The sequence below is a fragment of the Rhizobium sp. WSM4643 genome (assembly GCF_025152745.1).
GTDB lineage: Bacteria > Pseudomonadota > Alphaproteobacteria > Rhizobiales > Rhizobiaceae > Rhizobium > Rhizobium leguminosarum_I.
In genome coordinates this window covers 3,845,200-3,868,425 of sequence record NZ_CP104040.1, presented here as the reverse complement: position 1 = coordinate 3,868,425, position 23,226 = coordinate 3,845,200, and the positions used below count along the sequence as shown (strand labels likewise).

Here is a 23,226-nt window from a genome sequence, read left to right as displayed (position 1 = left end):
CGGTTGCTTAAACGTTTTTGAACCCTTGACTGGCAAAGTCCGACGGTCAGGGAGCCGTAATGCAGACAGTCGGAAAGTCGCAGAGCAAGGGTTTGGGAATAGGCCGTCACATCACCGTTACCGGCGTGCTTTTCTCCTTCGCGGTCATCGTCGCCGTCGTCACCATCATGGTGCTGACGGCGCTCGAACGCGTGGCCGAAAATGCCAATCTCCTCGATGACGAGCGCTCGCGCGAAACGACGGCCGGCGCGTTGAGAACCTTCGAGGATCAGCTCGGCGCGACGCTCGACGATTACGCGGCCTGGGACGACGCCGCCGTCAACGTCTATGCGCCTGACGGTATGGCCTGGACTGTGAGCAATTACGGCGAGATGTCAGTCAACAGCTCGCTTTTCGATGTGGCGATCGTCATCGATGACGCGAAGAAGGCGGTCATGGCCTATCGCGACGGCAAGCCGATGGAGGAGCCGCTCGCGGATTTCTTTGCGCCGTCGCTCTGGACCCTGTTCGATAGGGTGAAGGCGGTCGGCCCGGCCGACCATCCCCAGGCGATCGGCTTCGTCACCACCAAACGGGGGATTGCCGCCGTCGGCGTGGCGTTGGTTCGGAAAAAGTCCGGTGCGCTTGACGCGCCCGCCGGCCAGCACCGCTACCTCGTTTTCGCCCGCCATCTCGATGACGACAGGGTGACTGCCCTCGGCCAGACCTATGTCATCGGCGGGCTGAGGCTGGCGCCGCCGAGTTTTGCGGCCGACTATCGCGTGCCGATCGTCGATCCGACCGGGGTAACGCTCGGCAAGCTCGTCTGGATCTCGCGCTCACCCGGCGATATCGGCTATGCACAGGTGCGGCCGATGGTCATCCAGGCGCTCGGCCTCGTCGGATTGTTTTTCGTGGTATTGCTGGTCATCGGCTGGCTTGCCGGCCGCCGTCTGAAGGCAGAGGAAGGCAGCGCCCGCGAGGAGGCGTTGCGCGACAGGCTGAGCGGTCTTTCCAATCGCGACGGCCTCGGGCTCGCCGTCGATCGTTTTGTCGTCGAGGCACGCCAGACCAAGCGCAACGTGCTGCTCCTCTACCTCGACCTCGATGGCTTCAAGGAGGTCAACGACAGCTATGGCCACGGCACCGGCGACCAGTTGATCCGGGCGGTCGCGGCCGGGCTCGCTGTGCTCATTCCGCCGGGTGCGGTTCTCGCCCGCATCGGCGGCGATGAATTTGCGATCGCCTTTCTCTCCGACAGCGAGAATGCCGCCGCTCTGCAGTTGGCCGAGCAGATCCTCGATTTTCTTGTCGAGCCGCTGGAGATCGGTCGCCGTGTCGTCGTCGTCGGGGCAAGCATCGGCATCGCCATGTCGCCTTCCGGCGCGATTGGGCGTGAGGAACTGGTGCGCCGCTCCGACCTTGCCATGTACAAGGCGAAGGAGGCCGGCCGCGCGCGCATGATGCTCTACGATCCGTCGATGGATGCGGATCGGGAGCAGCGCAATGCGCTGGAACTCGATCTCCGGATCGCCATCGAAAGCGGCGACCTGACGCTCGCCTACCAGCCGCTGATCGATGCGGCGACGCATGCGATGACCGGCGTCGAGGCGTTGGTGCGCTGGAACCGTCCGGGCCATGGTCCTGTTTCGCCCGAGCTGTTCATCCCGATCGCCGAGACCAGCGGCCTCATCGAATCGCTTGGCTTGTTCGTGTTGCGCAAAGCCTGCGAGACGGCCAAACAATGGCCGAACCTCAACGTCTCGGTCAACGTCTCGCCCGGCCAGTTCCGCAATCCCGCGTTTACCGACTATGTGCGCTACGTGCTGAAGCAGACGGAGATCGAGGCCGGTCGCATCACGCTGGAGATCACCGAAGGCTATATGATCCAGAACCCGCAGCGCACCCGCCAGTCGATCGAACGGTTGAAGGGGCTGGGGGTCAAGGTGGCGCTCGACGATTTCGGTTCCGGCTTCTCCTCGATCGGTTATCTCAGGCAGTTTGGCTTCGACCGCATCAAGATCGACCGCTCGCTGGTCATGGGTGTCAACGACAAACGCCAGCGCGAGATGCTGCGGGCGACGGTGGCGCTCGCCCGCTCGCTCGATATTCCGGTGACGGCCGAAGGCATCGAGACCGAGGAGCAGGCGATAGCCATGCGCCTTTTCGGCTGCGACTGCCTGCAGGGCTATTGGTTCGGAAAGCCTATGACATCAGATCTCATCACCGAGATGCTGAATGAGCAACGTGCAGCGCAGCCGGAAGCTCGGCGACGCATCGGCGCAGCCTGACCGGCGGCCCCGACCCTCAAACAGCAAGGCTGACCCCAACAGAATCCCGGCTCAACTGCCGATATGTCGCTGGCCGCGCTTTTTCGCGAGGGCTATCTGGTGCTGCCGCTGACGGTAACGCAGCCGGTCTTCTTCCGTGCGCGTATGATAGCAGTGACTGCAGGAAACCCCCTCTTCGTAAAGCGGGGAGGTGATTTCTTCCGCGGTGATCGGGTTCCGGCAGGCGTGGCACAGCCGGTGTTCGCCTTGCTTCAGCCCGTGCTCGACGGAGACGCGCTCGTCGAAAACGAAGCAGGCGCCGTCCCAGAGACTTTCCTCCTGCGGCACTTCTTCGAGATATTTCAGGATGCCACCCTTCAGGTGATAGACCTCATCGAAGCCCTCAGCCTTCATGAAAGCGGTGGCCTTCTCGCAGCGTATGCCGCCGGTGCAGTACATGGCGACCTTCGGCTTGTTGTGCAGGCCGGGATTGTTGCGCACCCAATCGGGAAATTCGCGGAAGGTCTTGGTCTTCGGGTCGACCGCGCCGCGAAAGGTGCCGATTGCCGTCTCGTAATCGTTGCGGGTGTCGATGACAATGGTATCAGGGTCGGAGATCAGTGCGTTCCAGTCCTTGGCCGTCACATAGGTGCCGACCACCTTGTTGGGGTCGATATCTTCGACACCCATGGTGACGATTTCCTTTTTCAGCTTCACCTTCATGCGCAGGAAGGGCATTTTCGAGGCGCGGCTTTCCTTGTGCTCCAGGCCCGAAAATTCCGGCTGGGCGCGCAGGAAGGCGAGCGCGGCGTGAATGCCGGCATCCGGGCCGGCGATCGTGCCGTTGATGCCTTCATGGGCCAGAAGCAGCGTTCCTTTGACGCCGTTCTCCTCGCAAAGCGTCTGCAGCGGTGCCTGCAGGCTTGCAAAGCCCGGCACGGAAACGAAATGGTAAAGTGCGGCCACGAGGAACGGGCTGGTGTGTGTCAGGCTGTCGGTCATGGGCCGGAAATACAGAAAATCGGCGGACCGCGCAATTGCCTTCGCCAGCGGCGGCCTTGATCGCTGACCGATTACGCTCGCGCCTGCCACGCGGAAAACGGCCGCACGCCGAAACTCCGGTCGGGGATGTCGTCGAGAACGTTGATGAACTCGATCGAGTGCCCGTCCGGATCCTTGAAATAGATCGACAGCGCCGGCATCCAGCCGAGAACCACCGGCTCCGTCACCGGTTCACCGGCAAAGCCGAGAGGTTCCACACCTTTTGCCTTGAGAATGGCGGGCGCTTTCAGCACGCCGTTGGCGGTCATGCGGAAGGCGATATGCAGCCGCATCTTCAGCGGCCCGGTTCCTGTTTCCCAAAGGCCGAGCATGCCGGTCTTCCTGTCGTCCACCCAGAGGAAAGCGACTTTACGCTCCTCGAATGAGGTGGCAGGTTCGAGGCCAACGACATCGCGGTAGAAATCCGTGGAGGTCTTGAGATCGGCAACGGTCAGATGGATCTCGTAGAGCCCAAGCACCTTCGGCATCGCGGCATTTTCGGCGGTCATGTTTTCCTCGCGGATCAAGTCTCTAGCTTGTTCGACCACCGCAGGCTAGGACCTCAAGATTGGTTGAGGTCAATAGGATTCCTTGCGAAATCTCCGGATGCTGAAGCAATCGGAAATGCAGAGCAGCGCAGAAGCACTTCCGGTTTCGCCGTCTCTCAACTCCCGGTCATCAGCCAGAGAAGCTCGATGCGCTGGGCTTCCTCGTCGGCATCATTGGCGAAGACAGCTTCGGCTTTGATCAGCGCTTGCCGCCGGTCTTCCTGCTGGCGGAAGATGATGATGTCGAGCAGATGCGCAAGATCGTCATTGCGGGTGAAGAGCTGCGGTTCGGACTCGACCAGTTCGGAGAGCACGGTGAGATCGTGGATGTGGCCGAGATCCTCGGCGAGCTCTTTGGCCGCATCGCGTTTGGCCTTCATCGCGGCCGGCCAGACGTCGCGCAAAAGGGCATGGTAGAGCCGATAGTCGTAGGTGCGTTTGCGCAGAGTGTGGAAATCGTCGGCCGATGCTTCGCCATGGCAAGCCGCAAGCGCGGCTTTGGCCTTCCGCGCGGTGCGGCGCCAGCTCTTCGCCAGCATGCGGGCATTCTTGCGATGGTCGCCATTGAACGAGACTTCATCCAGTGCGGCGATCGCCTCCTTCAGAGCGTCCGATGTTTCCGTCAGCCGCTGTTCCAGGCCGCTTTCGGCTTCCGCCATCCAGTCACGGCGTCCTTCGAGAATGTTGACGATGCGGCCGAGCGCCTCGTTCTCCTCGTTCCCGCGTGCCGAGTGCTGCAGATATTGCCCGGTGCCGATCAGGGCGGCAGCGTCGCGGATCGCCGAAAGCGAATGTGCGGCATCGCGCAGCCTTGCATTTTCATGGGTCTGGAAATCCGGAACCTCGCGGGCCACGAGGCGGTAGAGCGACCGTAGTCGTTTCAGGTTCTTGCGGAAGGAATGGATTGCCTCGTGCGCGCCGTCCGGCCGCTTCTCGAGAACCGTGACGGCGTGTTCCAGCTGCTCGATGGCGACCTTGCGAAACGCCTCGGTAAAATCGGCGTCAGGCCGAATGCGATAGGCCATGCCTGTCGTGCCCGTATTCTGTGGCAAGGGCCTGATTGGAATATCGGAAATCGCCGGTCACCTCGCGGCCGAGCCAGGTGGGCAGCGCCGGACTGTCGGTCTCGGCCGTCATCTCCACCTCGGCGATCACCAATCCGCGGTGCTCGCCGGCAAAAACGTCAACCTCCCAGACGAAGCCCTCATGTGGAACGCGGTGGCGCGTCTTCTCGATGACGACGCCGATGGCTGCCTGCAACAGCTCCTCGGCGTCGGCGATCGGGATGTCGTATTCGAATTCGTCACGGGTGATGGCGCTGCGGCCGATCTTGATCGTCAGTTTCGCTTTCCTGCCGTCGAGGATGCGCACCCGCACGGAACGATCGTCCATCGAGGCGATGTAACCCTGTCTGAGGACAGACTTCGTCTCGACGGCGGAACGCCATCCATCGCTGCGTACAAGAAACTTCCGCTCGATCTCTTTCGCCATATCGGTGAACCTTTTGTGACGATTGCGGCACGGTAGCCCAATTTCCACGCATTTCATACCCTTCTCGGCATGCGGTCCGGTTTTATCTCGACAAGGTTCCGCAGGGGCGTTATTCGGGTCCGAATTCAATCGTTTCAAGGAGGTCGCGTGACCATGGGCGAGAAAACAGAGAAGCTCCTTTCCATCCTGAAACTCCAGCCTGTCGTTCCGGTCTTGATCGTCGACGATGCGAAGACGGCGGTGCCGCTGGCTCGCGCGCTCGTCGCAGGCGGTCTGAAGGCGATCGAGATCACCATGCGCACCCCGGCGGCACTCGAGGCCGTGCGCGCCGTCGCCGCAGAGGTCGAGGGCGCCGAAGTCGGCGCCGGCACGATCCTCAATGTCGCTCATTGGGAAGCCGCCGTCGCGGCCGGTTCGAAGTTCATCGTTAGCCCGGGTACGACGCAGGAACTGCTCGATGCCGCCGCCGATTCCGACGTGCCGCTGCTTCCAGGGGCTGCGACCGCCAGCGAAGTCATGGCGCTGCGCGAGGAAGGCTACCAGGTGCTGAAGTTCTTCCCAGCGGAGCAGGCCGGTGGCGCCGCCTATCTCAAGGCGCTGTCCTCACCGCTTGCAGGCACGCTGTTCTGCCCGACCGGCGGCATTTCGCTGAAGAACGCCAATGATTATCTCTCGCTGCCGAACGTTATCTGCGTCGGCGGCTCGTGGGTGGCGCCGAAAGAACTGGTCGCGGCCGGCGACTGGGCTGGCATTACCAAACTCGCGGCAGAAGCGGCGGCGCTGAAGGCCTAAACCTTTGTTCGGTGGGGCGACACCCCCTCTGTCCTGCCGGACATCTCCCCCACGAGGGGGGAGATCGGCAAGAGACCAGCTCTTTCTCCCGATCCGCCGCTTGAGCCAATTGTTTGAGGAAACCCTCACGCCCAGCCAATCTCCCTCCTCGTGGGGGAGATGCCCGGCAGGGCAGAGGGGGTGGCAACTCGGCACGTCGCATTTGTATTTCAGCCGTCGCAAACCTATGTTCTCCTCCAGCTTCAAACAGGGAGATGACGAGGAATGTTCGACGCAAAGAAGCTTCTCGACCAGTTCTTGGGTTCGCAGGTGCCGGGTCTCGGCGGCTCGGTCCGCGACAGGGCGGGCGATGCTATGCAGACGGCCAGGAACAATCCGCTGGCGACCGGCGCCATTGCTGCGGTGCTCCTCGGCACCAAGACCGGTCGTGGTCTTGCCGGCAATGCGCTGGCGGTTGGCGGTCTTGCCGCCATTGCCGGCCTCGGCTACCAGGCCTACAAGAATTACCAGGCGGGGCAGGCGCCCGCAGCCCCCTCGGATGCACCCTCGGCAAATAATCCGGTTCTCCTTCCGCCGCCTGCCGAATCCGGTTTCGGGCCGACGTCGCCTGCCGGCAGCAATGAATTCGTCCTGGTGCTGATCCGCGCGATGATCGCCGCCGCCAAGGCCGACGGCCATATCGACGATGCCGAACGCGCCCTCATCATGGAGAAGGTCAAGGCCGCCGACGTCAGCGGCGAGGCTGCGGCCTTCATCGAGAATGAACTCGCTTCGCCGACGGATATCGATGCGCTCGTTGCCGCCGCGACGACGGAAGAACAGCGCGTCGAGCTCTACACCGCCTCGCGGCTCACCATCGAGCCGGATTCGCGCGCCGAGCGCGGTTATCTCGATTTGCTTGCCGGCCGCCTCGGCCTTGCCGACCAGCTGGTCGACCATATCGAGGCGACGGTGTCGTCGGCCAAGACGACCTTGTCACAGTGACATCTAGGCCGGTTGCCTTTGCTGGGCGGCTGGCCTATCCACTCTTCGGAAAAGAGGAGTGAACATGCGCGATCTTGCAAATTTCAAGGGCTGCCCGGCGCCGAAGCCGGTCACGCTGAAGGGCCGCTTCGTTACCGTCGAGCCCTATCGGCGCGCGGAACATCTTGAGCCGCTGTGGGACGGGCTCGGCGGCATGGGCATCAACCCGCTGCTTCTCTATTTCGCACAGGATGATTTCTCCGGTATCGACGATTTCGCCAACTGGCTGGAAACCGTCAATACCAAGTCCGGCTGGCTCACCCACATCTTCCGCGACAACGCCACCGGCAAGATTGTCGGCATGGCGAATTACATGCGCGCCGACCCGGCAAACGGCGTCGTCGAGATCGGAGGGGTGGCGCACGGGGCCGAGATGAAGCGGTCGCCGCTGTCGACCGAGGCGCATTACCTGATGGCCAAGCACGTCTTCGAGGATCTCGGCTACCGCCGCTACGAATGGAAATGCGACAATAACAACGAGGCGAGCAAGACGACGGCCGCGCGTTACGGCTTCAGCTTCGAAGGGGTCTTCCGCCAGCATATGATCTCCAAGCATCGCAACCGCGACACCGCCTGGTTCTCGATGATCGATGCCGAATGGCCGATGATCAACGATGCCTTCGAAGCATGGCTTTCGCCGGAGAATTTCGACGCCGAGGGCAACCAGATCCGTCGCCTGCAGGATATCCGCGCCGATCTCGAAAAGGAAAGGCTCGTATGAGCCCGGAAAGCCGCTCGCAGGCGACCGCCGCCGGCATCATCCTGCTCAGCGCCGCCCTCGTCATCTATTTCCTGCCGACCATCGTGCTGTGGATCGGCAATTTCTCGCCGACGCTGGCGATCGTCGTCGGCGTCTGCCTGATCATGGCGTTTTTTGCGGTCTTCTGGCTACGGGCACGCTATCAGCGCGGCCGGGGAAAGTAAGTCTCCAGCATTGCGCAATTCCGGACGCAAAACCGCTGCGCACTTTTGCTGGAATTGCTCTAGCCCTGCAGCGAGGCCCCGAGCAGCAGGGCGCCCATCAGAATGACGAGCACGGCCCCGAGGATTTCGATGGCGTTGCCGATCCAGATCGAGGCGGTCGAGCCGCGTCCGGAGAGACGGACGGCTGCACTCTTGGCGGTGACGGCAAGTGTGGCAAGCAGGGAAACGGTGATCGCCGTGCCGAGCGACATGGCGGCGACCGAAAGCACGCCGCCGAGATAGAGCCCGTTCAAGAGCGAGAAGGTCATGACCAGAAGTGCGCCGGAGCAGGGGCGCAGACCAACGGCAACGATAGCCGACCAGGCCTCGCGGGCGCTGAATCTGTCGCCGCCAAGCAGGGCCGGGTCGGGCACATGGGCATTGCCGCAAGTCTCGCAGACCATGCCGGGAACGAAAGTGTGGCCGGCTTCCACAGCCTGCGCCTTGCCGTTGAAGGCATAGGCCTGGCGTTCGACGGCATTGTCCTTCCAGTCGAGCATCATGCTGACCGGGCCGGCAGGCGTCGCCATCAGCCGGCGGCGCGGCATATTGCCCGCCATCGAGCGCAGTTTTCGAAACAGCAGCCAGCCGCCGAACAGGATGACCATGACGAAGCTTGAGATCTCCATTGCGTGGGTCGCCTCCGTCAGCGTGATGCCGGTGCCGCGCAACACCAGCCAGGCGCCGCCGACCAGCGCCACCGCCACCACGCCCTGGCTGAAGGCAGAAATGAAGGAAATCACCACGCCGCGCTTCAGCTCGACCTCGTTGGCGATCATGTAGGAGGAGATGACCGCCTTGCCGTGGCCTGGGCCGGCGGCATGGAAGACGCCGTAGGCGAAAGACAGGCCGATCAGCGATGCCAGTTGCCATGGGTCTTGGCGCATTGCCTTCAAGGCGCCGGTCAGTGCCCGATAGAAGGTCTGCTGTTCATAATTCACATAGAGCAAAAGCGGTGCGAGCGGCCCGCCGGTCGGTTGGAAGCTCGGCTCTGCCGTGCCGATGCCGAGCGGCGACTGCGCATGGGCGAGGCTTGCAGCCGTTACCAGCGCAAGGATTGCAGCGGAAAGGATGAGGGACAGGCGTTTCGTCAGCATGTAACCTCCAGCCGGGTGGCGAAGAGTTTGGACATGTTGGTGCCGGTCGGATCGTTGAAGAAAGCGTCCGTCAGCGACTGTTTGTTTTGCGAGATCACCTCGTCGGCATCCGGCCGCACCACCTGATGTTTGCAGGCCTTGAAGCCGTCTCCGACGATCGCCAGCTCGGTGTCGGTGGGAAAATCGATCGAGGTGTAGAGCGTCGGGTCATAGACGCCGAAGGTGAGCCTGCCCTTGAGCGGCATCTTCTCCACCGGCTTCACCGCAAAGAACATCAGCAGCTGGCCATCCTTGTAGTCGACATGGATGATGTCGGGCTTCTGGACGGTGATGTTCTTCCCGTTGATCGTCAGGTTCATGTAGTAATCGTAGTCGGCAAGCGATTGCTTCACCGTCTTTCCGACCTCAGCGAGTTCGTTCGGCTCCAGCTTCAGGTCGGTGTTCTTGTCGAAATCCATGACGACGGAGGAGGAAAAGACCTCGTCGAAGCGCCAGACATTACGCAGTTCCTCGACACTGCCGTCCTTGCCGGCCACGACTTCGAGGCGCGCTTCCACGAAGATGTGCGGATGGGCAAAGGCGGCGGCCGGCGCCAGCGAAAGAAGCGCGGCGATCAGTATCGTCGAATGTTTCATTTATTCCGCTGCTCTGTTCGGTGGCCCTGACTTCTTGCCAGAAATTGGGACGGAATTGGGACGGGCTTCACTGTGGATCCCCGATCGTCGCCGTCCGATCGTCTCAGCCATGTGGATCAACATGGAACCTGTTGTCGCATCATGGGTGCTTCTTGAACCAGTTGTGCAGGTAATCGACGAAGATCCTCACCTTGGCCGGCAGGTAGCGCCGGTGCGGATAAACGGCATAGATGCCGCGGTCGGTGGGGATGTAATCGTTGAACAGCGTAACCAGTTCGCCGCTCTCGATCGGCTTGCGGGCGATGAAATCCGGGATGAAGGCTACGCCGATGCCGGCAAGTGCCGCGCGTAACGTCGCATGCGGGCTGTTCACCTCTATCGGTCCGGAAACGGCGACGGCGAACGAGGTGTTGTCGGGGTTGTGGAAGCGGATGCTCGCCTGGGTGCGCGCATTGGTATCGACGATGAAAGGGACGTTGGAAAGGGCCGTCGGGTGATCGAGATCGGGATAACGCTCGAGAAAATCGGGGGTAGCGCAGATATGGATGCGGAAATCCGAGATCTTGCGGGCGATCATGCCGGAATCCTCGAGTTTGGTGATGCGGATCGCCACGTCGAAGCTTTCCTCGATCAGATCGACGAACCGGTCGTCGGCGGCAATCTCCAGCGTAAGATCCGGGTTCTCCTTGGCGAAATCGATCAGCGACTGGCCGACCTCGGCATCGACGAAGGTGCGCGGCACCGAGATGCGCAGCCGTCCCTTTAGCTGTGCATTGTTCTCACGCACGAGATCGGCGAGGTTGTCGATCTCCTTGAGGATATCGGAAGCGGTGCGATAATAGGTGTGGCCGGCTTCGGTCATGGAGAACTGCCGGGTTGTACGGTTGAGCAGCAGCGCGCCGAGTTCATCCTCCAGTTCACGCACATATTTGGAGAGCAGCGCCTTGGAGCGGCCGGTGCGCCGTGCCGCGGCGGAGAAGCCTTCGGCCTCGACGACATCGATGAAGGCGCGTATGCGGGTCAAGGTATCCATGGCACCCCTCGGGCTGTTTCGGAATGTTGAACAAATTGGCTTGTTTTGTTCAATTATTTTTTTAGCCCAAGGATCAAAAAATCGCTTGATTATGAAGGCGAATATTCTTATTTCCCACTCAGCCCAAAGTCGCACGTGCCCATGGGTGTCCGCCGAACCCTCGAATTGGTGAGGAAATCGGTAAGGTACCTGGAATTAACCCCTCCAGTCGCTATTCCGGCCAACCGGAAAATGCGAGGACGCCTGAAGCAACGACGGTGCGGGCCTTTTTGTTCTCTCCCTGCTTTCCATCAGCGGGGGTTACTGAAGAGGCACACCATCATTGCCGGAAGTGCGGTTGGGATTCTCCCTCCAATCCATGGCAGACAAAGCCGAACTTACACCGCACCGCGGCGTTGGCTCACTATTCGCGCATCGAGCGCTAGCTATGGTTCCGGGGTCTCCACCGGCTGGTTCCAATGCGAGCTATCGTATGCCCTTTGTCCTCCGGTTCATGCCGGAGCTCTGGAATTGGAAGAGGGAATCGATATGACCACCCAGCGCATCCGCGACTTTCTCGCAACCCGACGTCCCGATGGTCCCTGCCTTGTGGTTGACCTCGACGTCGTTCGCGACAATTTCCACGCCTTCCGTCACGCCATGCCGGACAGCGCCATCTATTATGCCGTCAAGGCCAACCCGGCCCCGGAAGTGCTGAAGCTGCTCGCAGGCCTCGGCTCCAATTTCGATTGTGCATCCGTTGCCGAAATCGAAATGGCGCTCGACGCTGGTGCGACCGCCGCCCGTATCTCCTATGGCAACACGATCAAGAAGGAGCGTGACGTTGCCCGCGCGCATGCGCTCGGCGTCAGCCTCTTTGCCGTCGACAGCCACGAGGAAGTCGAGAAGATTTCGCGCGCCGCTCCCGGCGCCCGTGTCTTCTGCCGCGTGCTCACGGATGGCGAAGGCGCCGAATGGCCGCTGTCGCGCAAGTTCGGCTGCGTTCCGCAGATGGCTGTCGACGTTCTCGTCTATGCCCATCAGCTTGGCCTGCAGTCCTATGGCGTCTCGTTCCATGTCGGTTCGCAGATGACCAAGGTCGACGCCTGGGATTCGGCGCTTGCCGATGCCAAGCGCGTCTTCGTATCGCTTGCCAAGCAGGGCATCCACCTACAGATGGTCAACATGGGCGGCGGCTTCCCGACCAAGTACCTGCGTGACGTTCCGTCCGCAGAAGCTTACGGCAAGTCGATCTACCAGGCGCTGCGCACGCATTTCGGCAACCAGATCCCGCAGACGATCATCGAGCCGGGCCGCGGCATGGTCGGCAATGCCGGTGTCATCAAGGCGGAAGTCGTGCTGATTTCGAAGAAGTCGGACAATGACGATGCCCGCTGGGTTTTCCTCGACATCGGCAAGTTCGGCGGTCTCGCCGAGACGATGGACGAAGCCATCCGCTATCCGATCCGTACAGAACACGACGGCGACGAGATGGAGCCCTGCGTCATTGCCGGTCCGACCTGCGATTCGGCCGACGTGCTCTACGAGAAGAACCTCTATCCGCTGCCGATCACGCTTTCGATCGGCGACGAGGTTCTGATCGAAGGCACCGGCGCCTATACGACGACCTATTCGGCTGTCGCTTTCAACGGTTTCGACCCGCTGAAGGCCTACGTCATCTGAGGTCGTTTCCGCCGGCCCCGTAACCAGCCGGGGCGGCAAATTCACAATTTTCCTTCATCGCCGCTGATAACGGTATTGGGTACGGGAGGCCAAGATGGCCGCTGTTCTTGATTCTGTCCGCGCATTCTTTGCGCCCACCACTTTCACCATCGACGCCGAAAATCCCTCGGATGTCGTTGCTCGTGAAAATCTGCTCGACCGCGTCATGGGCGCGGGTCGCCGCAAGAAGTCGTCGGAGAAGATCCGCCGCAACCGCGTTCCGGCCGAGGGTCTTGCGCTCGTCGCGCGCGATCGCGACGGCCGTGTCATCGGTACGGTGCGGCTCTGGAACATCGAAGCCGGCGTCAATGATGAAGGCACGCCGATCAATGCACTGCTGCTCGGGCCGCTCGCTGTTGCCTCGCAGCATGGCGGCAAGGGCGTCGGTGCGGCATTGATGCGCGCGGCAATCCTCGAAGCGAAGAATCGCGGGCATGGCGCCGTCCTGCTCGTCGGCGATGCGGCCTATTACGAGCGTTTCGGCTTCTTTGCTGAAAAGGCCCGCCATCTCGTCATGCCGGGTCCGTTCGAACGCTCGCGCTTTCTTGCGCTCGAGCTCACCGAAGGCTGGCTCGACGGCGCGGCCGGCATGATCGTCCCCTCGGGACGTATGCTAGCCAGTGCGCCGGTTCGCCGCGCAGCCTAGAACTGGATTGGGCCGGGTGGGCTTGAAAAGACGCGCGGCGCTGTAAGGCTGCGCCGACCGGCCGGCCCGGTTGGGAATTTTTCCCCCGGCTGGTAATATTCGCGCCGTTTAACAACGCAGGCAGGCGGTCTGATGTGGTTGCGGCGCGGATTGTCTTTCTGGCGGATGAAGCGGCGCGGTCGCTAGCTCTCCGACACACGGAAACACAATTGCGTGAAATGGGTCGCCGGCATGCGAACATATTGCGGCGATATCCTATCTTGCGTCAGATGATCCGCCTTTTTTCCCTTCTGCTTCTCTTCTGCCTGCCGCTTGCCGCAACGGGGCCGGCGACTGCTCAGAGCACGGCTTCCGGCGTCGGCGGGCTTGGCCCGCGTCTCGATCGCGCGGCGAGCGACCCCGCAATGAGGCCGCTCAAGACGGTGATTGTCGCTCGCGACGGACGTGTGCTTAGCGAACGTGGGTTTCATGGTCATTCGCCTTCGGAATCGACCAATATCAAATCCGCTTCGAAGTCGATCATTTCGGCGCTGGTCGGTATCGCCATCGACAAAGGCCTGCTGACGGCGCCGGATCAGAAGATCGCGCCGATCCTGAAGGCCGATCTCCCTTTAACGCCCGACCCGCGCATCAACGACATCACCATCGGTAATCTTCTCTCCATGCAGGCTGGGCTCGATCGCATGTCGGGGCCGAACTACGGCCGCTGGGTCTCCTCGCGCAACTGGGTGCGTTTTGCGCTCTCGCAGCCTTTCGTCGATCAGCCCGGTGGCGAGATGCTTTATTCCACCGCATCCACGCATCTGCTTTCGGCCATTTTGACCAAGGTCAGCGGCCGGTCGACCTTGGCGCTGGCGCGCGAATGGCTCGGCCCGGTCGAGGGTTTCCACATCGGCGCCTGGGAGCGTGACCCGCAGGGCATCTATCTCGGCGGCAATCAGATGGCGATGAGCGCCTGGTCGCTGCTTGCCTTCGGCGAACTCTACCGCAACGGCGGCAAGACCGTCGACGGCCGCCAGATCGTCCCCGCCGACTGGATCTCCCAGTCGTGGCAGCCGCGCACAAACTCGCGCTTCTCGGGCGATGAATATGGCTATGGCTGGTTCACGCGACTGATCGGCGGCGAGCAGGTGCATTTCGCCTGGGGTTATGGCGGGCAGATGCTCTACATCGTGCCGTCGCTCGATCTCACCGTCGTCATGACCTCGGAAGAGAGCGGCCCGTCTGCCCGGAATGGCTACAGGGACTTGCTGCACGGTCTGTTGGCGGACATTATCGGCACCGTGCGGGCCGCCTGAAGACAGGCCGCGTGGCTTTGCAGACGCGCAAAGGACGCTGCAACGCTTGAATTGCTGCATTATGCAGCAGGAAAACCCCGCTATCGTTAAATTCGTAGCGAAGCCATGCCGCGGGCGACAACATGCTGCGGCTTTTCGCCAGCGTTTCGAGAGGCATCATGCGCTCCGACGACCTGCTTGCCCGCCAAGGTGGCGATGAATTCCTGGCGGTACTGAGAAATGTTTCCTGCGAAGATGCGGTGGCGATTGCCGAGCGCATCCGTTTCACTTTCGCCGCTGCCGTCATGCAACTGCCGGATCTGGCCGTCTTTCCAACGCTGAGCATCGGCGTTGCCGCGCGTGCGGAAAGCGGCGGAGATTTGAACGACTGATGCCGAAGGCAGACGAGGCGCTCTATCGTTCGAAGCGCGAAGGCCGCAACCGGGCCGAAGCCTTCTGCGAAAATCAGCAGGCCGCTTAGCGAAAAGGGCCGAACTCTTTATCTCGGAGCGATCCTAGATGTTCTGGTCCATCGTCTCGGCCGGGATTTCATCGGCGCGATGAATGCGTACGACGGCGGCTGGCACGCCGGCGACCGTGCAATGCTCGGGCACCGATTTCAGCACGACGCTGCCGGCGGCGACTTTGCTGAAGGCGCCGATTTCGATATTGCCGAGGATCTTGGCGCCGGCGCCGATCATAACGCCGTGGCGTATCTTCGGGTGGCGGTCGCCGGTCTCCTTGCCGGTGCCGCCGAGCGTAACGTTCTGCAGGATCGAAACTTCATCCTCGATGACAGCCGTTTCGCCGATGACGATGCCCGAACCGTGGTCGAGCATGATGGACGCGCCGATCCGCGCCGCCGGATGGATATCCGGGCCGAAGACCAGCGAAACGAGATTGGCGAGCCAGCTGGCGATCTCCGGACGGCCGGCGACCCAGAGCGCATGGGCGATGCGGTGCGTCTGCAGCGCATGAAAGCCCTTGAGGTTGAGAAGCGCGTGCAGAAATGTGGTGCAGGCCGGATCGCGTTCGCGCACGGCAACGAGATCGGCCTCGACCTTCCGCATGATGTCTGCGGTCAATGTGGACCGGACGAGATCAAACAGATCACCCGTCTCCACCTGCGCAACGGAGAGCCGCGCGGCCAGCACGTGGGCGATGATCTCATCATTGCCGGCAGTGTCCGTTACCTCAGCGGCAAGCAGCCGCTGCAATATCGGCTCGCGTGCGGCGAGCTCGGCCGCCTCGGCGCGGATCACGGTCCAGACCGATGCATCGCCCAAAGGCTGCGGCTGTTGCTCGGTCAAACCGAGGCCGGTCGATTTCGACATTCCCGTTTCCTCTGTCAGCCAGGGCGGCGCGCAAGGCGCGTCCTGCGTGCGGTTCATGTTTCGCCTGGGCAAGGCATTTGGCAGCCCTGATTGTCGTCTAGCCGTCCGACGGTTGCAGGTCCGGTGTCAGCTCCGGAAGCCGGCGCCAGTGATAGAGCACATCAGGCTCCCGTTCTTCGTTGTCGGCGCCATCGGTCTCCTCCTCGGCGGCAAAACCGTGCCGTTCGTAGAAAGCGCGAGCGCCCGCATTACGCTGGAACGTCCAGAGCCTGATCTCGTCCATCTCCTCCTTGGCGCAGCCGAGAAGCAGGGAGCCGATGCCCTTGCCCTGGAAATCGGGGAGAACGTAAAGCTGCTCTATCCAGTTGTCGCCGTAGGCGATGACACCGACGAGCCGGTTGCCCATGGCTGCGCCGAGGATCGAGCAATTCGGCAGCAGATGCATGCGCCAGTACTGCTCCTCTTCCTCGGGCGTATGCACATTCGGCAGCCTGGGCAGCCGCTGCCAAAGGGCGACACGTCTGATATCGGCTGCGGCTTGCATGTGGTCGGCCGTCAGCGTCACGATTTCAGGTTTCGCCAGGGCGTCGTCCATTGCCGGCAGCGGGGCTCAGGCCGAAATATCGATGACGCCGCAGTCGCCGGCTTCGGAGCCGAAGGCGAGCAGCTTGCCGTTTTTGCTCCAGCTCATCGCCGTGATCGCGCCCTTACCAGGTCGGCGCAGCAGCGCTTCCTTGCTGTCGGCGATGCGCACGGCCAGAATCATGCCGTCGATGAAGCCGATGGCGAGGATGTCCTCGAGCGGATGGAATTTCACCGCGGTCGCCATGATATTGGCGCGAGTGCCGAGCTCCAGCGGCGCCTTGCCCATCGGCCCGTCCTTGCCCTGGAAGGGCCAGACGATTGCCGCAGGCGCGCCTGAAGAGGCGAGCCACTTGCCCTTGACCGACCAGGAGAGTGATTTCACCTTGGCGGGGTAGCCGGTCATGCGCATATGGCGGGCTTCGGTCCCGGGCTTGATGTCTAGCTTCCAGCCGTGCAGTGCGTTTTCCTGCATCGAGGTGACGAGGAAATTGCCATCCGGCGAGAAGGTGACGCCGGTATGCGCACCCTTCCATTCCAGATCGACCGGCTTGGCGTTCATGCCGATCCAATGCAGCGACACGCCGTTGTAGCGCGCCGCTGCGATGCGCAGGCCCTTCGGTGCAAAGGCAAGGCCTTCGACCGTGCGCTCCTCGGGGAATTCCTTGGTCGTGCCATCGGCCAGGCGCACGAGCGCACTCTTGCCGTAGGAATAGGCAACGGCACCCTGAGGCCCGGCTGCGACCTGCGAAATCCACTTGCGCGGCGCGGTCGCGATCTCGCTGACGCTGCCGTCGGCGGCAATGCGCAGTACCTTGCCATCCTCGCCGCCTGAGATCAGGCTCTCGCTGTAGGGGTCGCGGATGGCGGTGAGCATGCCCTGGTGGGCTTCGGAAACCCTGTCGCCGCCATCCAGCCGGTGGAATGTACCGTTTGCGCTTGCGAAGAAGGGAACATCACCTAAAAATTCGACGGCCAGAACGTGGCCGTCGAGATCAAGCGGTGCAACTGTCGGCATCAGGCGGCTGCCCCGCAGGCCTTGAAGGAGGCTTCGAGCTTCTCGCGGTCGAGTTCGCGGCCGATAAAGACGAGACGGCTCTCGTGCTTCTCGCCTTCCTTCCAGGTCCGCTGGTGATCACCCTCGATGATCATGTGCACGCCCTGAACGACGTAACGCTCGGGATCGTCCTTGAAGGCGATGATGCCCTTGAGGCGCAGAATATTCGGCCCCTGCGTCTGGGTGATCTTCTGGATCCACGGGAAGAAGCGCTCCGGATTCATCTCGCCGCCGCGCAGCGACACCGACTGCACCGTTACATCGTGGATCGCCGACATTGCACCATGGTTATGGGCGCCATGGTGATGATGGTCGTGATGACCGTGATGATCATGGTCATGGTCATGGTCATGATGGTCATGATCGCAATCGGGGCCGCAGACATGGTCATCGTGGCCGTGCTCAAGGAAATGCGGATCGTTTTCGAGCGCGCGTTCCAGGTTGAAGGCGCCCTGATCGAGCACGCGGGCGAGGTCGACGCCCGAGCGGCTGGTCTTATAGACGCGGGCGGCCGGGTTGATGGCGCGGACGATATCCTCGATTACATCAAGTTCTTCCGGGGTCACGAGGTCGCTCTTGTTGATGATGACGACGTCGGCGAAGGCGATCTGGTCTTCGGCCTCGCGGCTGTCCTTCAAGCGCAGCGGCAGGTGCTTGGCATCGACGAGGGCGACGACGGCATCGAGCTCGGTCTTGGCGCGCACGTCGTCATCCATGAAGAAGGTCTGGGCGACCGGCACCGGATCGGCAAGGCCTGTCGTTTCGACGATGATGCCGTCGAAGCGGCCGGGACGGCGCATCAGGCCTTCGACGACGCGGATCAGGTCGCCGCGCACCGTGCAACAGACACAGCCATTGTTCATCTCGTAGATTTCTTCGTCCGACTCGACGATCAGGTCGTTGTCGATACCGATTTCGCCGAACTCGTTGACGATGACCGCATATTTCTTGCCGTGATTTTCGGAGAGAATGCGGTTGAGCAACGTCGTCTTGCCGGCGCCGAGATAACCGGTGAGCACGGTAACGGGAATAGGCTTCAGGGTGGAGATCGCGTCGGTCATGAGAACCTCTAGGATTAGGCGTGCGGCCGAGCGGCTTGGGATCGGCTGCTTGAACGGTTGGTCTCATATAATGGCTTGAGCGTGGCAGTTCAAAGGGTTTTATAATGTTATAAGATCACATTGTCTGGCCAGTGCAGATGACCGTATTCACCGGAGTTGCGTGACGTCGAATGCATCGACATCGCTCAGCAATTCCACCAGCCCATTTACCGCATGGGCAATCAGCGCCTCACCTTTCTCTGCCGTTGCGGCCGCGGCATTGCCCGCCACACCTTCGGCATTAAGGTCCGACATCTTCCAGCCGAAGGCGTGCGGCCCGTAGGCGCGCAGATGCTTGAAACGCTCGGCGAATTCCGTCTGTCGCGAGGAGAAGTCCGCCGCCTTCGCCATATCGACCTTATCGGGATGAAACGCCAGCATCACCGAGGTCTCGATTTCGCCGCCATGGATTCCGATCGCCTTTTCCTCCGGCGTGACCGCGCCATCCGGCACGCCGAAACGGGTCCAGCTCGTCGCCACCGCCAGCATGGCAAAGCGGACCCGCGCCTCGGTCGCGACGACCGATATGACGGGCGAATTGCCGCCATGGGCGTTCAGCATCACGAATTTGCGGATGCCCTGCTTCGCCAGACCTTCGGCGATGCCGAGCCAGCGGATTACAGCTTCGTCGAACGCAAGCGTCTTCGTTCCTTCAACATCCATATGCTCTATGGAATAGCCGATGGATTCGGCGGGCAGGAAGGTGACCGGCAGGCCGGCGGGCAAGGCTATCTTCAATCGCCCGGCGATGCCTTCGGCAATCAGAGTGTCGGTTTCGAAGGGCAGGTGGGGGCCGTGCTGTTCATGTGCACCGAGCGGCAACACGGCGATCGGATGACGCCCGTCAGGTGCAAAGGCCGGACTGCTGTCCTCGAAGCGCGGCGAAGGTGTCATCATCCGGTCGTTGCCTCTTGTTTATGACGAGATCCTGGGCAATGTCATATCGCAGCGGCGTCGGGGCTTAAAGATCAAAGGGATGGCTATGGGAAAGAAGCACAAGGACGGCAAAAAGAACAAGTCCAAGAAGAAGGACCAGACCGAGTATACGCTGGTCGATCTCTCCCCGGCTCTGACCCAGGCGGCGCGTTCCATGCGGACGGTGCTCTCGCGCAACCTGCTTGAAAGCGGCCTCTATGCCGGCCAGGATGGTGTCATCCTCTCGCTTGCCGAAAGTGACGGCATGACGGCAGGCGGCCTTGCCCAGAAGCTCGGCGTCAAGGCGCCGACGATGACGCGCACGATCGGCCGCATGGAGGCGCAGGGCTTTCTCGAGCGCAAGCCCGATGCCGAGGATGCACGCCTGACCAAGGTCTATCTCACCGACCTCGGCCGAGGCAGCGTGCAGGGGATCGAGATGGCGGCTTCGGCCTGCGACAGGCTGGCGACGCAAGAGTTCTCTGAGAAGGAAATCCGCAATCTGGTCCGCCTGCTGAAGGCGATCGATGCCAATCTGCAAGCCGAAGCCATTCCTGTCGAAGAACCGGACGAAGACTGAAATTTCCCGAAAGACGAATTGCTTCCACCGATTAAATCTTTTAATTAAACATTTTAAGGGCCGCGCCGGTTTGACGGCGGGGTCTTGTCGCTTGCGTGCTGCCTGGAGGAGGACACGTGGTCCAGAAGATCAAGCTTTCGACAATCGCCGAAACGCTCGGCATTTCAACGGCGACCGTATCGCTTGCCTTACGCGACAGTCCGCTCGTTGCCGGCAATACCAGGGAGAAGATCAAGGAACAGGCGCGCGCGCTCGGCTATATCTACAATCGCCGTGCCGCCAGCCTCCGTACCTCGCGCTCCGGCATCATCGGCGTCGTCGTGCACGACATCATGAACCCCTTCTATGGCGAGATCCTGAAGGCGATCGAAAGCGAACTCGACCGCAGCCGCCACACCTTCATCCTTTCCAACCATTACGACAATGTCGAAAAGCAGCGCACATTTATCGAGACGCTGCTGCAGCTCGGCGGTGACGGCGTCATCATGTCGCCGGCAATCGGTACGCCGCCTGAGGACGTGCAGCTGGCGGAAGAGAACGGCATGCCGGCGATCCTGGTCGCCCGCTCGATGGAAGGGCAGGACCTGCCGACCTATCGCGGCGACGACAGCTACGGCATTTCGCTCGCCACCAACCACCTGATCGGCCTCGGTCATCGCTCGATCGCCATGATCGGCGGCACGGACCAGACATCCACCGGCCGCGATCGCTACCAGGGCTATGTCAATTCGCTGCGCAAGGCCGGCATCGAAGTCGATCCGAACCTGCGTATTCCCGGTCCGCGCTCGAAACAGGGCGGTTTCGAGGCTGCAGTGCATTTCCTTTCGCTACCGCAGAAGCCGACGGCAGCCGTGTGCTGGAACGATCTCGTGGCGATCGGCCTGATGAACGGCATTGCGCGCGCCGGCCTCGTGCCGGGAGGCGATATTTCCGTCACCGGCTACGACGATCTCGAGGAGGCCTCGATCGCTACGCCGGCGCTGACGACTGTCTGGAACGGTCAGGCCGAGGTCGGGCGCCTGGCAGCCCGGGCGCTGCTCGATCGCCTTGCCGGCAGCCATGAGCCTGACGGCATGCATCTGATCAAGCCGGAAATGCGCATCCGCCAGTCCACCAGTCCCCATCGGCCCCGCGCCTGAATCAAGACCGCCATCCAAGAGGAAAGCCATGTCCCGCATCGCCATTCTCGTTCCTGGGAAGATACACGAGCGTGTTCTCGAAAGGTTGAAGGATCGTTTTGAGATTATTGCGGTCGCACGCGAGGAGAAGCTTGCGCTGGACAGCGAGACCGCCGGCCGTATCCGCGGCGTCGCCGTTTCCGGTTCCTTCGCGGGCGCCTGGATGGAGCAGCTGCCGCATGCTGAAGTGATCGCCAATTTCGGGGTCGGTTATGACGGCATCGATGTGAAACACGCCGCAGAGAAAGGCATCGTCGTCACCAATACGCCTGATGTGCTGAATGACGAGGTCGCCGATACGGCGATCGGCCTGCTGCTGAACACGGTTCGCGAATTGCCGCGGGCCGAAGCTTGGCTGCGTGCGGGCAACTGGAAGCCGGGCACGGCCTATCCGCTGTCGCGCTTCTCGCTCAAGGGCCGCCATGTCGGGCTTTATGGCCTTGGCCGCATCGGGCTCGAAATCGCCAAGCGGCTGGAGCCGTTCAAGGTGAAGATCAGTTATCACACGCGTTCACGCCATGCCGATGTATCCTACGATTATCACTCGACGTTGAAGGGGCTGGCGGAAGCGGTGGATACGCTGATCGCCATCGTTCCGAAGACGGCGCAGACGCACAAGACGATCGATGCCGATATTCTGGCAGCACTCGGCCCTGACGGCATCCTCGTCAATGTCGGCCGCGGCTGGACGGTGGACGAGGAGGCGCTGAGTGCCGCGCTTGCTTCCGGCGCGCTCGGTGCTGCCGGTCTGGACGTCTTCTATGAAGAGCCCACGGTGCCGGCCGACCTGTTTGAGCCGGCCAATGCCGTACTGCTGCCGCACGTCGCCTCCGCGTCCGTGCCGACACGCAATGCGATGGCCGATCTCGTCGCCGACAATCTCATCGCCTGGTTCGAAAAGGGTGCGGCTTTGACACCGGTGCCAGAGACACCGCAGAAGGCTTAAGCGGGTTGGCTCGGCGGACGGTAGTTACCGAGTAACAGGCATAGCGCTTCGCGGGCGCCGCGCCGTCATGCGATCGCCTGTGCTGACATGAACGGTAGCTTGGCCGCGGCATAGCTGCGGACGGCGTCGCCGAAAGCGGCGAACAACTGGTTCGAAGACTTGTCGGTTTCAGCCCAATATTCCGGATGCCATTGCACGCCGACGGCAAAGGCCTTGGCGTCGATGACGGAAACGGCCTCCACCGTGCCATCCTCGGCGATCGCTTCCACCTGCAGGCCCGGGGCGGTCCTGGCGATTGCCTGGCGATGCAGTGAATTCACGCGGATCTCGCCCGGGCCGAGAATGCCTGCGATGCAGGAGCCTTCCTTGACATGGACAGTCTGGCGAATGGCGTACATGCCGTCCCGGCCGACACCTTCCGGCCGGCGATGGTCCCAGTTGCCGGGCTGCTCCTGGATCTCGCTTGCCAGCGAGCCGCCGAGGGCGACATTCAGCTCCTGGATGCCGCGGCAGATGGCGAGGAGCGGGATGGCGCGATCGATGGCGCGGCGGATGAGCGGCAGGCTGGTGGCGTCGCGGGCGGGATCGAAGGGGCCGTCCTTGTCATTCGCCTCGGCACCGTAATGCGAGGGATGCACGTTGCTGGCCGAACCGGAAACCAGCAGGCCGTCGACGCGGTCGAGAATCGCGTCAGTATCGTAGCCTTCCTCGAAAGCGGGGATCATGAAGGCCATGACCCCGGATGCGTTCAATGCGGCGCGCAGATATTGATGCTGTACGGCATGCCAGGTCGCGCCGTCGAAGCTGCGGATATCGGCAGGAATGGCAACGATCGGTTTCGTCATATCAGCCCCGGTCAAAATCTTTCTTCTCGTCGTTTCTTCCGCCTGAACGGCCGCCAAGTCAACGCTTGGCTGTATCAGGCGGCCAAATTGCGACGGAAGAGGCACCCCGCCTTTCCGGTTTACCGCTAAGCCGCTGATTCTGATGGATACGTGCGCGTTGCCTTATTGCCGTCTTGATGCCAAAGGCTAATAG

At 61.9% G+C, this 23,226-nt stretch carries 24 protein-coding genes and 1 pseudogene; 12 read left to right on the top strand and 13 right to left on the bottom strand.

Annotated elements, in window-relative coordinates:
- Window positions 1-59 precede the first annotated feature (59 nt).
- On the top strand, window positions 60-2,270 hold the full coding sequence (locus N1937_RS19190; RefSeq protein ID WP_260056760.1) for a putative bifunctional diguanylate cyclase/phosphodiesterase: 2,211 nt from the start codon (window positions 60-62) through the stop codon (window positions 2,268-2,270).
- Window positions 2,271-2,321: 51 nt separating this feature from the next.
- Here N1937_RS19190 and trhO read toward each other — a convergent pair whose 3' ends face one another.
- From trhO to N1937_RS19170, 4 genes are all read right to left on the bottom strand, one after another.
- Window positions 2,322-3,251 carry an oxygen-dependent tRNA uridine(34) hydroxylase TrhO gene (gene trhO / locus N1937_RS19185; RefSeq protein ID WP_026154547.1) on the bottom strand — a complete coding sequence of 310 codons (930 nt, stop codon included), beginning with the start codon at window positions 3,249-3,251 and terminating at the stop codon, window positions 2,322-2,324.
- Between the two features lie 71 nt (window positions 3,252-3,322).
- Entirely contained in the window at window positions 3,323-3,799 is a 477-nt protein-coding gene (locus N1937_RS19180; protein WP_260056759.1) for a VOC family protein, read from the bottom strand.
- Window positions 3,800-3,954: 155 nt separating this feature from the next.
- Window positions 3,955-4,863 carry a CHAD domain-containing protein gene (locus tag N1937_RS19175; RefSeq protein WP_260056758.1) on the bottom strand — a complete coding sequence of 303 codons (909 nt, stop codon included), beginning with the start codon at window positions 4,861-4,863 and terminating at the stop codon, window positions 3,955-3,957.
- Entirely contained in the window at window positions 4,841-5,329 is a 489-nt protein-coding gene (locus N1937_RS19170; protein WP_170257572.1) for a CYTH domain-containing protein, read from the bottom strand. Before N1937_RS19170 ends, N1937_RS19175 begins: the two co-directional genes overlap by 23 nt.
- 153 nt (window positions 5,330-5,482) lie before the next feature.
- Here N1937_RS19170 and N1937_RS19165 point away from each other — a divergent pair, with 153 nt between their 5' ends.
- The 4 genes from N1937_RS19165 (at window position 5,483) to N1937_RS19150 (ending at window position 8,068) form a co-directional block, all read left to right on the top strand.
- A complete protein-coding gene (locus tag N1937_RS19165) occupies window positions 5,483-6,121 on the top strand; it encodes a 2-dehydro-3-deoxy-phosphogluconate aldolase (RefSeq protein ID WP_018483505.1) in 639 nt (212 codons plus the stop codon).
- A gap of 264 nt (window positions 6,122-6,385) precedes the next feature.
- Window positions 6,386-7,105: a tellurite resistance TerB family protein gene (locus N1937_RS19160; RefSeq protein ID WP_170259856.1), complete on the top strand. Its 720-nt coding sequence runs from the start codon at window positions 6,386-6,388 to the stop codon at window positions 7,103-7,105.
- A 64-nt stretch (window positions 7,106-7,169) separates the two neighbouring features.
- Window positions 7,170-7,865, top strand: coding sequence for a GNAT family N-acetyltransferase (locus N1937_RS19155; protein ID WP_162116929.1), 696 nt, complete (start codon window positions 7,170-7,172; stop codon window positions 7,863-7,865).
- Entirely contained in the window at window positions 7,862-8,068 is a 207-nt protein-coding gene (locus tag N1937_RS19150; protein WP_017967931.1) for a hypothetical protein, read from the top strand. The genes N1937_RS19155 and N1937_RS19150 overlap by 4 nt, the downstream gene beginning before the upstream one ends.
- Window positions 8,069-8,127: 59 nt before the next feature.
- Here N1937_RS19150 and N1937_RS19145 read toward each other — a convergent pair whose 3' ends face one another.
- From N1937_RS19145 to N1937_RS19135, 3 genes are all read right to left on the bottom strand, one after another.
- Entirely contained in the window at window positions 8,128-9,204 is a 1,077-nt protein-coding gene (locus N1937_RS19145) for a nickel/cobalt transporter (RefSeq protein ID WP_260056757.1), read from the bottom strand.
- Window positions 9,198-9,839 (bottom strand): DUF1007 family protein, encoded by a 642-nt coding sequence (locus tag N1937_RS19140; RefSeq protein WP_162116930.1) that lies wholly within the window; start codon window positions 9,837-9,839, stop codon window positions 9,198-9,200. The genes N1937_RS19145 and N1937_RS19140 overlap by 7 nt, the downstream gene beginning before the upstream one ends.
- A gap of 139 nt (window positions 9,840-9,978) precedes the next feature.
- On the bottom strand, window positions 9,979-10,872 hold the full coding sequence (locus N1937_RS19135; RefSeq protein ID WP_017967928.1) for a LysR family transcriptional regulator: 894 nt from the start codon (window positions 10,870-10,872) through the stop codon (window positions 9,979-9,981).
- Between the two features lie 528 nt (window positions 10,873-11,400).
- On the opposite strand from N1937_RS19135, the gene odc2 reads away from it, so the two are divergent.
- From odc2 to N1937_RS19115, 4 genes and pseudogenes are all read left to right on the top strand, one after another.
- Window positions 11,401-12,534 carry a type III PLP-dependent enzyme gene (odc2, locus tag N1937_RS19130; protein WP_222280370.1) on the top strand — a complete coding sequence of 378 codons (1,134 nt, stop codon included), beginning with the start codon at window positions 11,401-11,403 and terminating at the stop codon, window positions 12,532-12,534.
- A gap of 94 nt (window positions 12,535-12,628) precedes the next feature.
- Window positions 12,629-13,219 carry a GNAT family N-acetyltransferase gene (locus N1937_RS19125; protein WP_222294194.1) on the top strand — a complete coding sequence of 197 codons (591 nt, stop codon included), beginning with the start codon at window positions 12,629-12,631 and terminating at the stop codon, window positions 13,217-13,219.
- A gap of 269 nt (window positions 13,220-13,488) precedes the next feature.
- The gene (locus tag N1937_RS19120; protein WP_260058980.1) at window positions 13,489-14,517 is read left to right on the top strand and encodes a serine hydrolase domain-containing protein; all 1,029 of its coding nucleotides are present in this window, start codon (window positions 13,489-13,491) and stop codon (window positions 14,515-14,517) included.
- A gap of 104 nt (window positions 14,518-14,621) precedes the next feature.
- Window positions 14,622-14,977 (top strand): annotated as a pseudogene (locus N1937_RS19115) (GGDEF domain-containing protein); the annotation flags it as partial.
- A 34-nt stretch (window positions 14,978-15,011) separates the two neighbouring features.
- On the opposite strand, the gene cysE reads toward N1937_RS19115, so the two are convergent.
- The 5 genes from cysE to N1937_RS19090 all read right to left on the bottom strand — a co-directional run bounded on the left by cysE (window position 15,012) and on the right by N1937_RS19090 (window position 19,466).
- On the bottom strand, window positions 15,012-15,830 hold the full coding sequence (cysE, locus tag N1937_RS19110; RefSeq protein WP_260056756.1) for a serine O-acetyltransferase: 819 nt from the start codon (window positions 15,828-15,830) through the stop codon (window positions 15,012-15,014).
- Between the two features lie 97 nt (window positions 15,831-15,927).
- Window positions 15,928-16,425, bottom strand: a complete 498-nt coding sequence (locus tag N1937_RS19105; protein ID WP_260056755.1) for a GNAT family N-acetyltransferase — start codon at window positions 16,423-16,425, stop codon at window positions 15,928-15,930.
- A gap of 15 nt (window positions 16,426-16,440) precedes the next feature.
- Entirely contained in the window at window positions 16,441-17,430 is a 990-nt protein-coding gene (locus tag N1937_RS19100; RefSeq protein WP_260056754.1) for a WD40 repeat domain-containing protein, read from the bottom strand.
- Window positions 17,430-18,530, bottom strand: coding sequence for a CobW family GTP-binding protein (locus N1937_RS19095; protein WP_260056753.1), 1,101 nt, complete (start codon window positions 18,528-18,530; stop codon window positions 17,430-17,432). The genes N1937_RS19100 and N1937_RS19095 overlap by 1 nt, the downstream gene beginning before the upstream one ends.
- A gap of 147 nt (window positions 18,531-18,677) precedes the next feature.
- Entirely contained in the window at window positions 18,678-19,466 is a 789-nt protein-coding gene (locus N1937_RS19090) for a creatininase family protein (RefSeq protein ID WP_162116935.1), read from the bottom strand.
- 85 nt (window positions 19,467-19,551) lie between these two features.
- Here N1937_RS19090 and N1937_RS19085 point away from each other — a divergent pair, with 85 nt between their 5' ends.
- The 3 genes from N1937_RS19085 (at window position 19,552) to N1937_RS19075 (ending at window position 22,188) form a co-directional block, all read left to right on the top strand.
- Window positions 19,552-20,064 (top strand): MarR family winged helix-turn-helix transcriptional regulator, encoded by a 513-nt coding sequence (locus tag N1937_RS19085; RefSeq protein ID WP_017967919.1) that lies wholly within the window; start codon window positions 19,552-19,554, stop codon window positions 20,062-20,064.
- Window positions 20,065-20,180: 116 nt separating this feature from the next.
- On the top strand, window positions 20,181-21,203 hold the full coding sequence (locus tag N1937_RS19080; protein ID WP_017967918.1) for a LacI family DNA-binding transcriptional regulator: 1,023 nt from the start codon (window positions 20,181-20,183) through the stop codon (window positions 21,201-21,203).
- 28 nt (window positions 21,204-21,231) lie between these two features.
- Window positions 21,232-22,188, top strand: a complete 957-nt coding sequence (locus tag N1937_RS19075) for a 2-hydroxyacid dehydrogenase (RefSeq protein ID WP_260056752.1) — start codon at window positions 21,232-21,234, stop codon at window positions 22,186-22,188.
- A gap of 65 nt (window positions 22,189-22,253) precedes the next feature.
- Here N1937_RS19075 and N1937_RS19070 read toward each other — a convergent pair whose 3' ends face one another.
- Window positions 22,254-23,033, bottom strand: coding sequence for a gamma-glutamyl-gamma-aminobutyrate hydrolase family protein (locus tag N1937_RS19070; RefSeq protein ID WP_260056751.1), 780 nt, complete (start codon window positions 23,031-23,033; stop codon window positions 22,254-22,256).
- Window positions 23,034-23,226 lie beyond the last annotated feature (193 nt).

Coding starts and splice junctions, on each gene's coding strand:
- N1937_RS19145 (WP_260056757.1), bottom strand. CDS start 9,204: ATGCTGACGAAACGCCTGTCCCTCATCCTTTCCGCTGCAATCCTTGCG.
- N1937_RS19085 (WP_017967919.1), top strand. CDS start 19,552: ATGGGAAAGAAGCACAAGGACGGCAAAAAGAACAAGTCCAAGAAGAAG.
- N1937_RS19150 (WP_017967931.1), top strand. CDS start 7,862: ATGAGCCCGGAAAGCCGCTCGCAGGCGACCGCCGCCGGCATCATCCTG.
- odc2 (WP_222280370.1), top strand. CDS start 11,401: ATGACCACCCAGCGCATCCGCGACTTTCTCGCAACCCGACGTCCCGAT.
- N1937_RS19105 (WP_260056755.1), bottom strand. CDS start 16,425: ATGGACGACGCCCTGGCGAAACCTGAAATCGTGACGCTGACGGCCGAC.
- N1937_RS19180 (WP_260056759.1), bottom strand. CDS start 3,799: ATGACCGCCGAAAATGCCGCGATGCCGAAGGTGCTTGGGCTCTACGAG.
- N1937_RS19090 (WP_162116935.1), bottom strand. CDS start 19,466: ATGATGACACCTTCGCCGCGCTTCGAGGACAGCAGTCCGGCCTTTGCA.
- N1937_RS19165 (WP_018483505.1), top strand. CDS start 5,483: ATGGGCGAGAAAACAGAGAAGCTCCTTTCCATCCTGAAACTCCAGCCT.
- trhO (WP_026154547.1), bottom strand. CDS start 3,251: ATGACCGACAGCCTGACACACACCAGCCCGTTCCTCGTGGCCGCACTT.
- cysE (WP_260056756.1), bottom strand. CDS start 15,830: ATGTCGAAATCGACCGGCCTCGGTTTGACCGAGCAACAGCCGCAGCCT.
- N1937_RS19135 (WP_017967928.1), bottom strand. CDS start 10,872: ATGGATACCTTGACCCGCATACGCGCCTTCATCGATGTCGTCGAGGCC.
- N1937_RS19125 (WP_222294194.1), top strand. CDS start 12,629: ATGGCCGCTGTTCTTGATTCTGTCCGCGCATTCTTTGCGCCCACCACT.
- N1937_RS19075 (WP_260056752.1), top strand. CDS start 21,232: ATGTCCCGCATCGCCATTCTCGTTCCTGGGAAGATACACGAGCGTGTT.
- N1937_RS19120 (WP_260058980.1), top strand. CDS start 13,489: ATGATCCGCCTTTTTTCCCTTCTGCTTCTCTTCTGCCTGCCGCTTGCC.
- N1937_RS19100 (WP_260056754.1), bottom strand. CDS start 17,430: ATGCCGACAGTTGCACCGCTTGATCTCGACGGCCACGTTCTGGCCGTC.
- N1937_RS19170 (WP_170257572.1), bottom strand. CDS start 5,329: ATGGCGAAAGAGATCGAGCGGAAGTTTCTTGTACGCAGCGATGGATGG.
- N1937_RS19155 (WP_162116929.1), top strand. CDS start 7,170: ATGCGCGATCTTGCAAATTTCAAGGGCTGCCCGGCGCCGAAGCCGGTC.
- N1937_RS19095 (WP_260056753.1), bottom strand. CDS start 18,530: ATGACCGACGCGATCTCCACCCTGAAGCCTATTCCCGTTACCGTGCTC.
- N1937_RS19175 (WP_260056758.1), bottom strand. CDS start 4,863: ATGGCCTATCGCATTCGGCCTGACGCCGATTTTACCGAGGCGTTTCGC.
- N1937_RS19070 (WP_260056751.1), bottom strand. CDS start 23,033: ATGACGAAACCGATCGTTGCCATTCCTGCCGATATCCGCAGCTTCGAC.
- N1937_RS19190 (WP_260056760.1), top strand. CDS start 60: ATGCAGACAGTCGGAAAGTCGCAGAGCAAGGGTTTGGGAATAGGCCGT.
- N1937_RS19160 (WP_170259856.1), top strand. CDS start 6,386: ATGTTCGACGCAAAGAAGCTTCTCGACCAGTTCTTGGGTTCGCAGGTG.
- N1937_RS19140 (WP_162116930.1), bottom strand. CDS start 9,839: ATGAAACATTCGACGATACTGATCGCCGCGCTTCTTTCGCTGGCGCCG.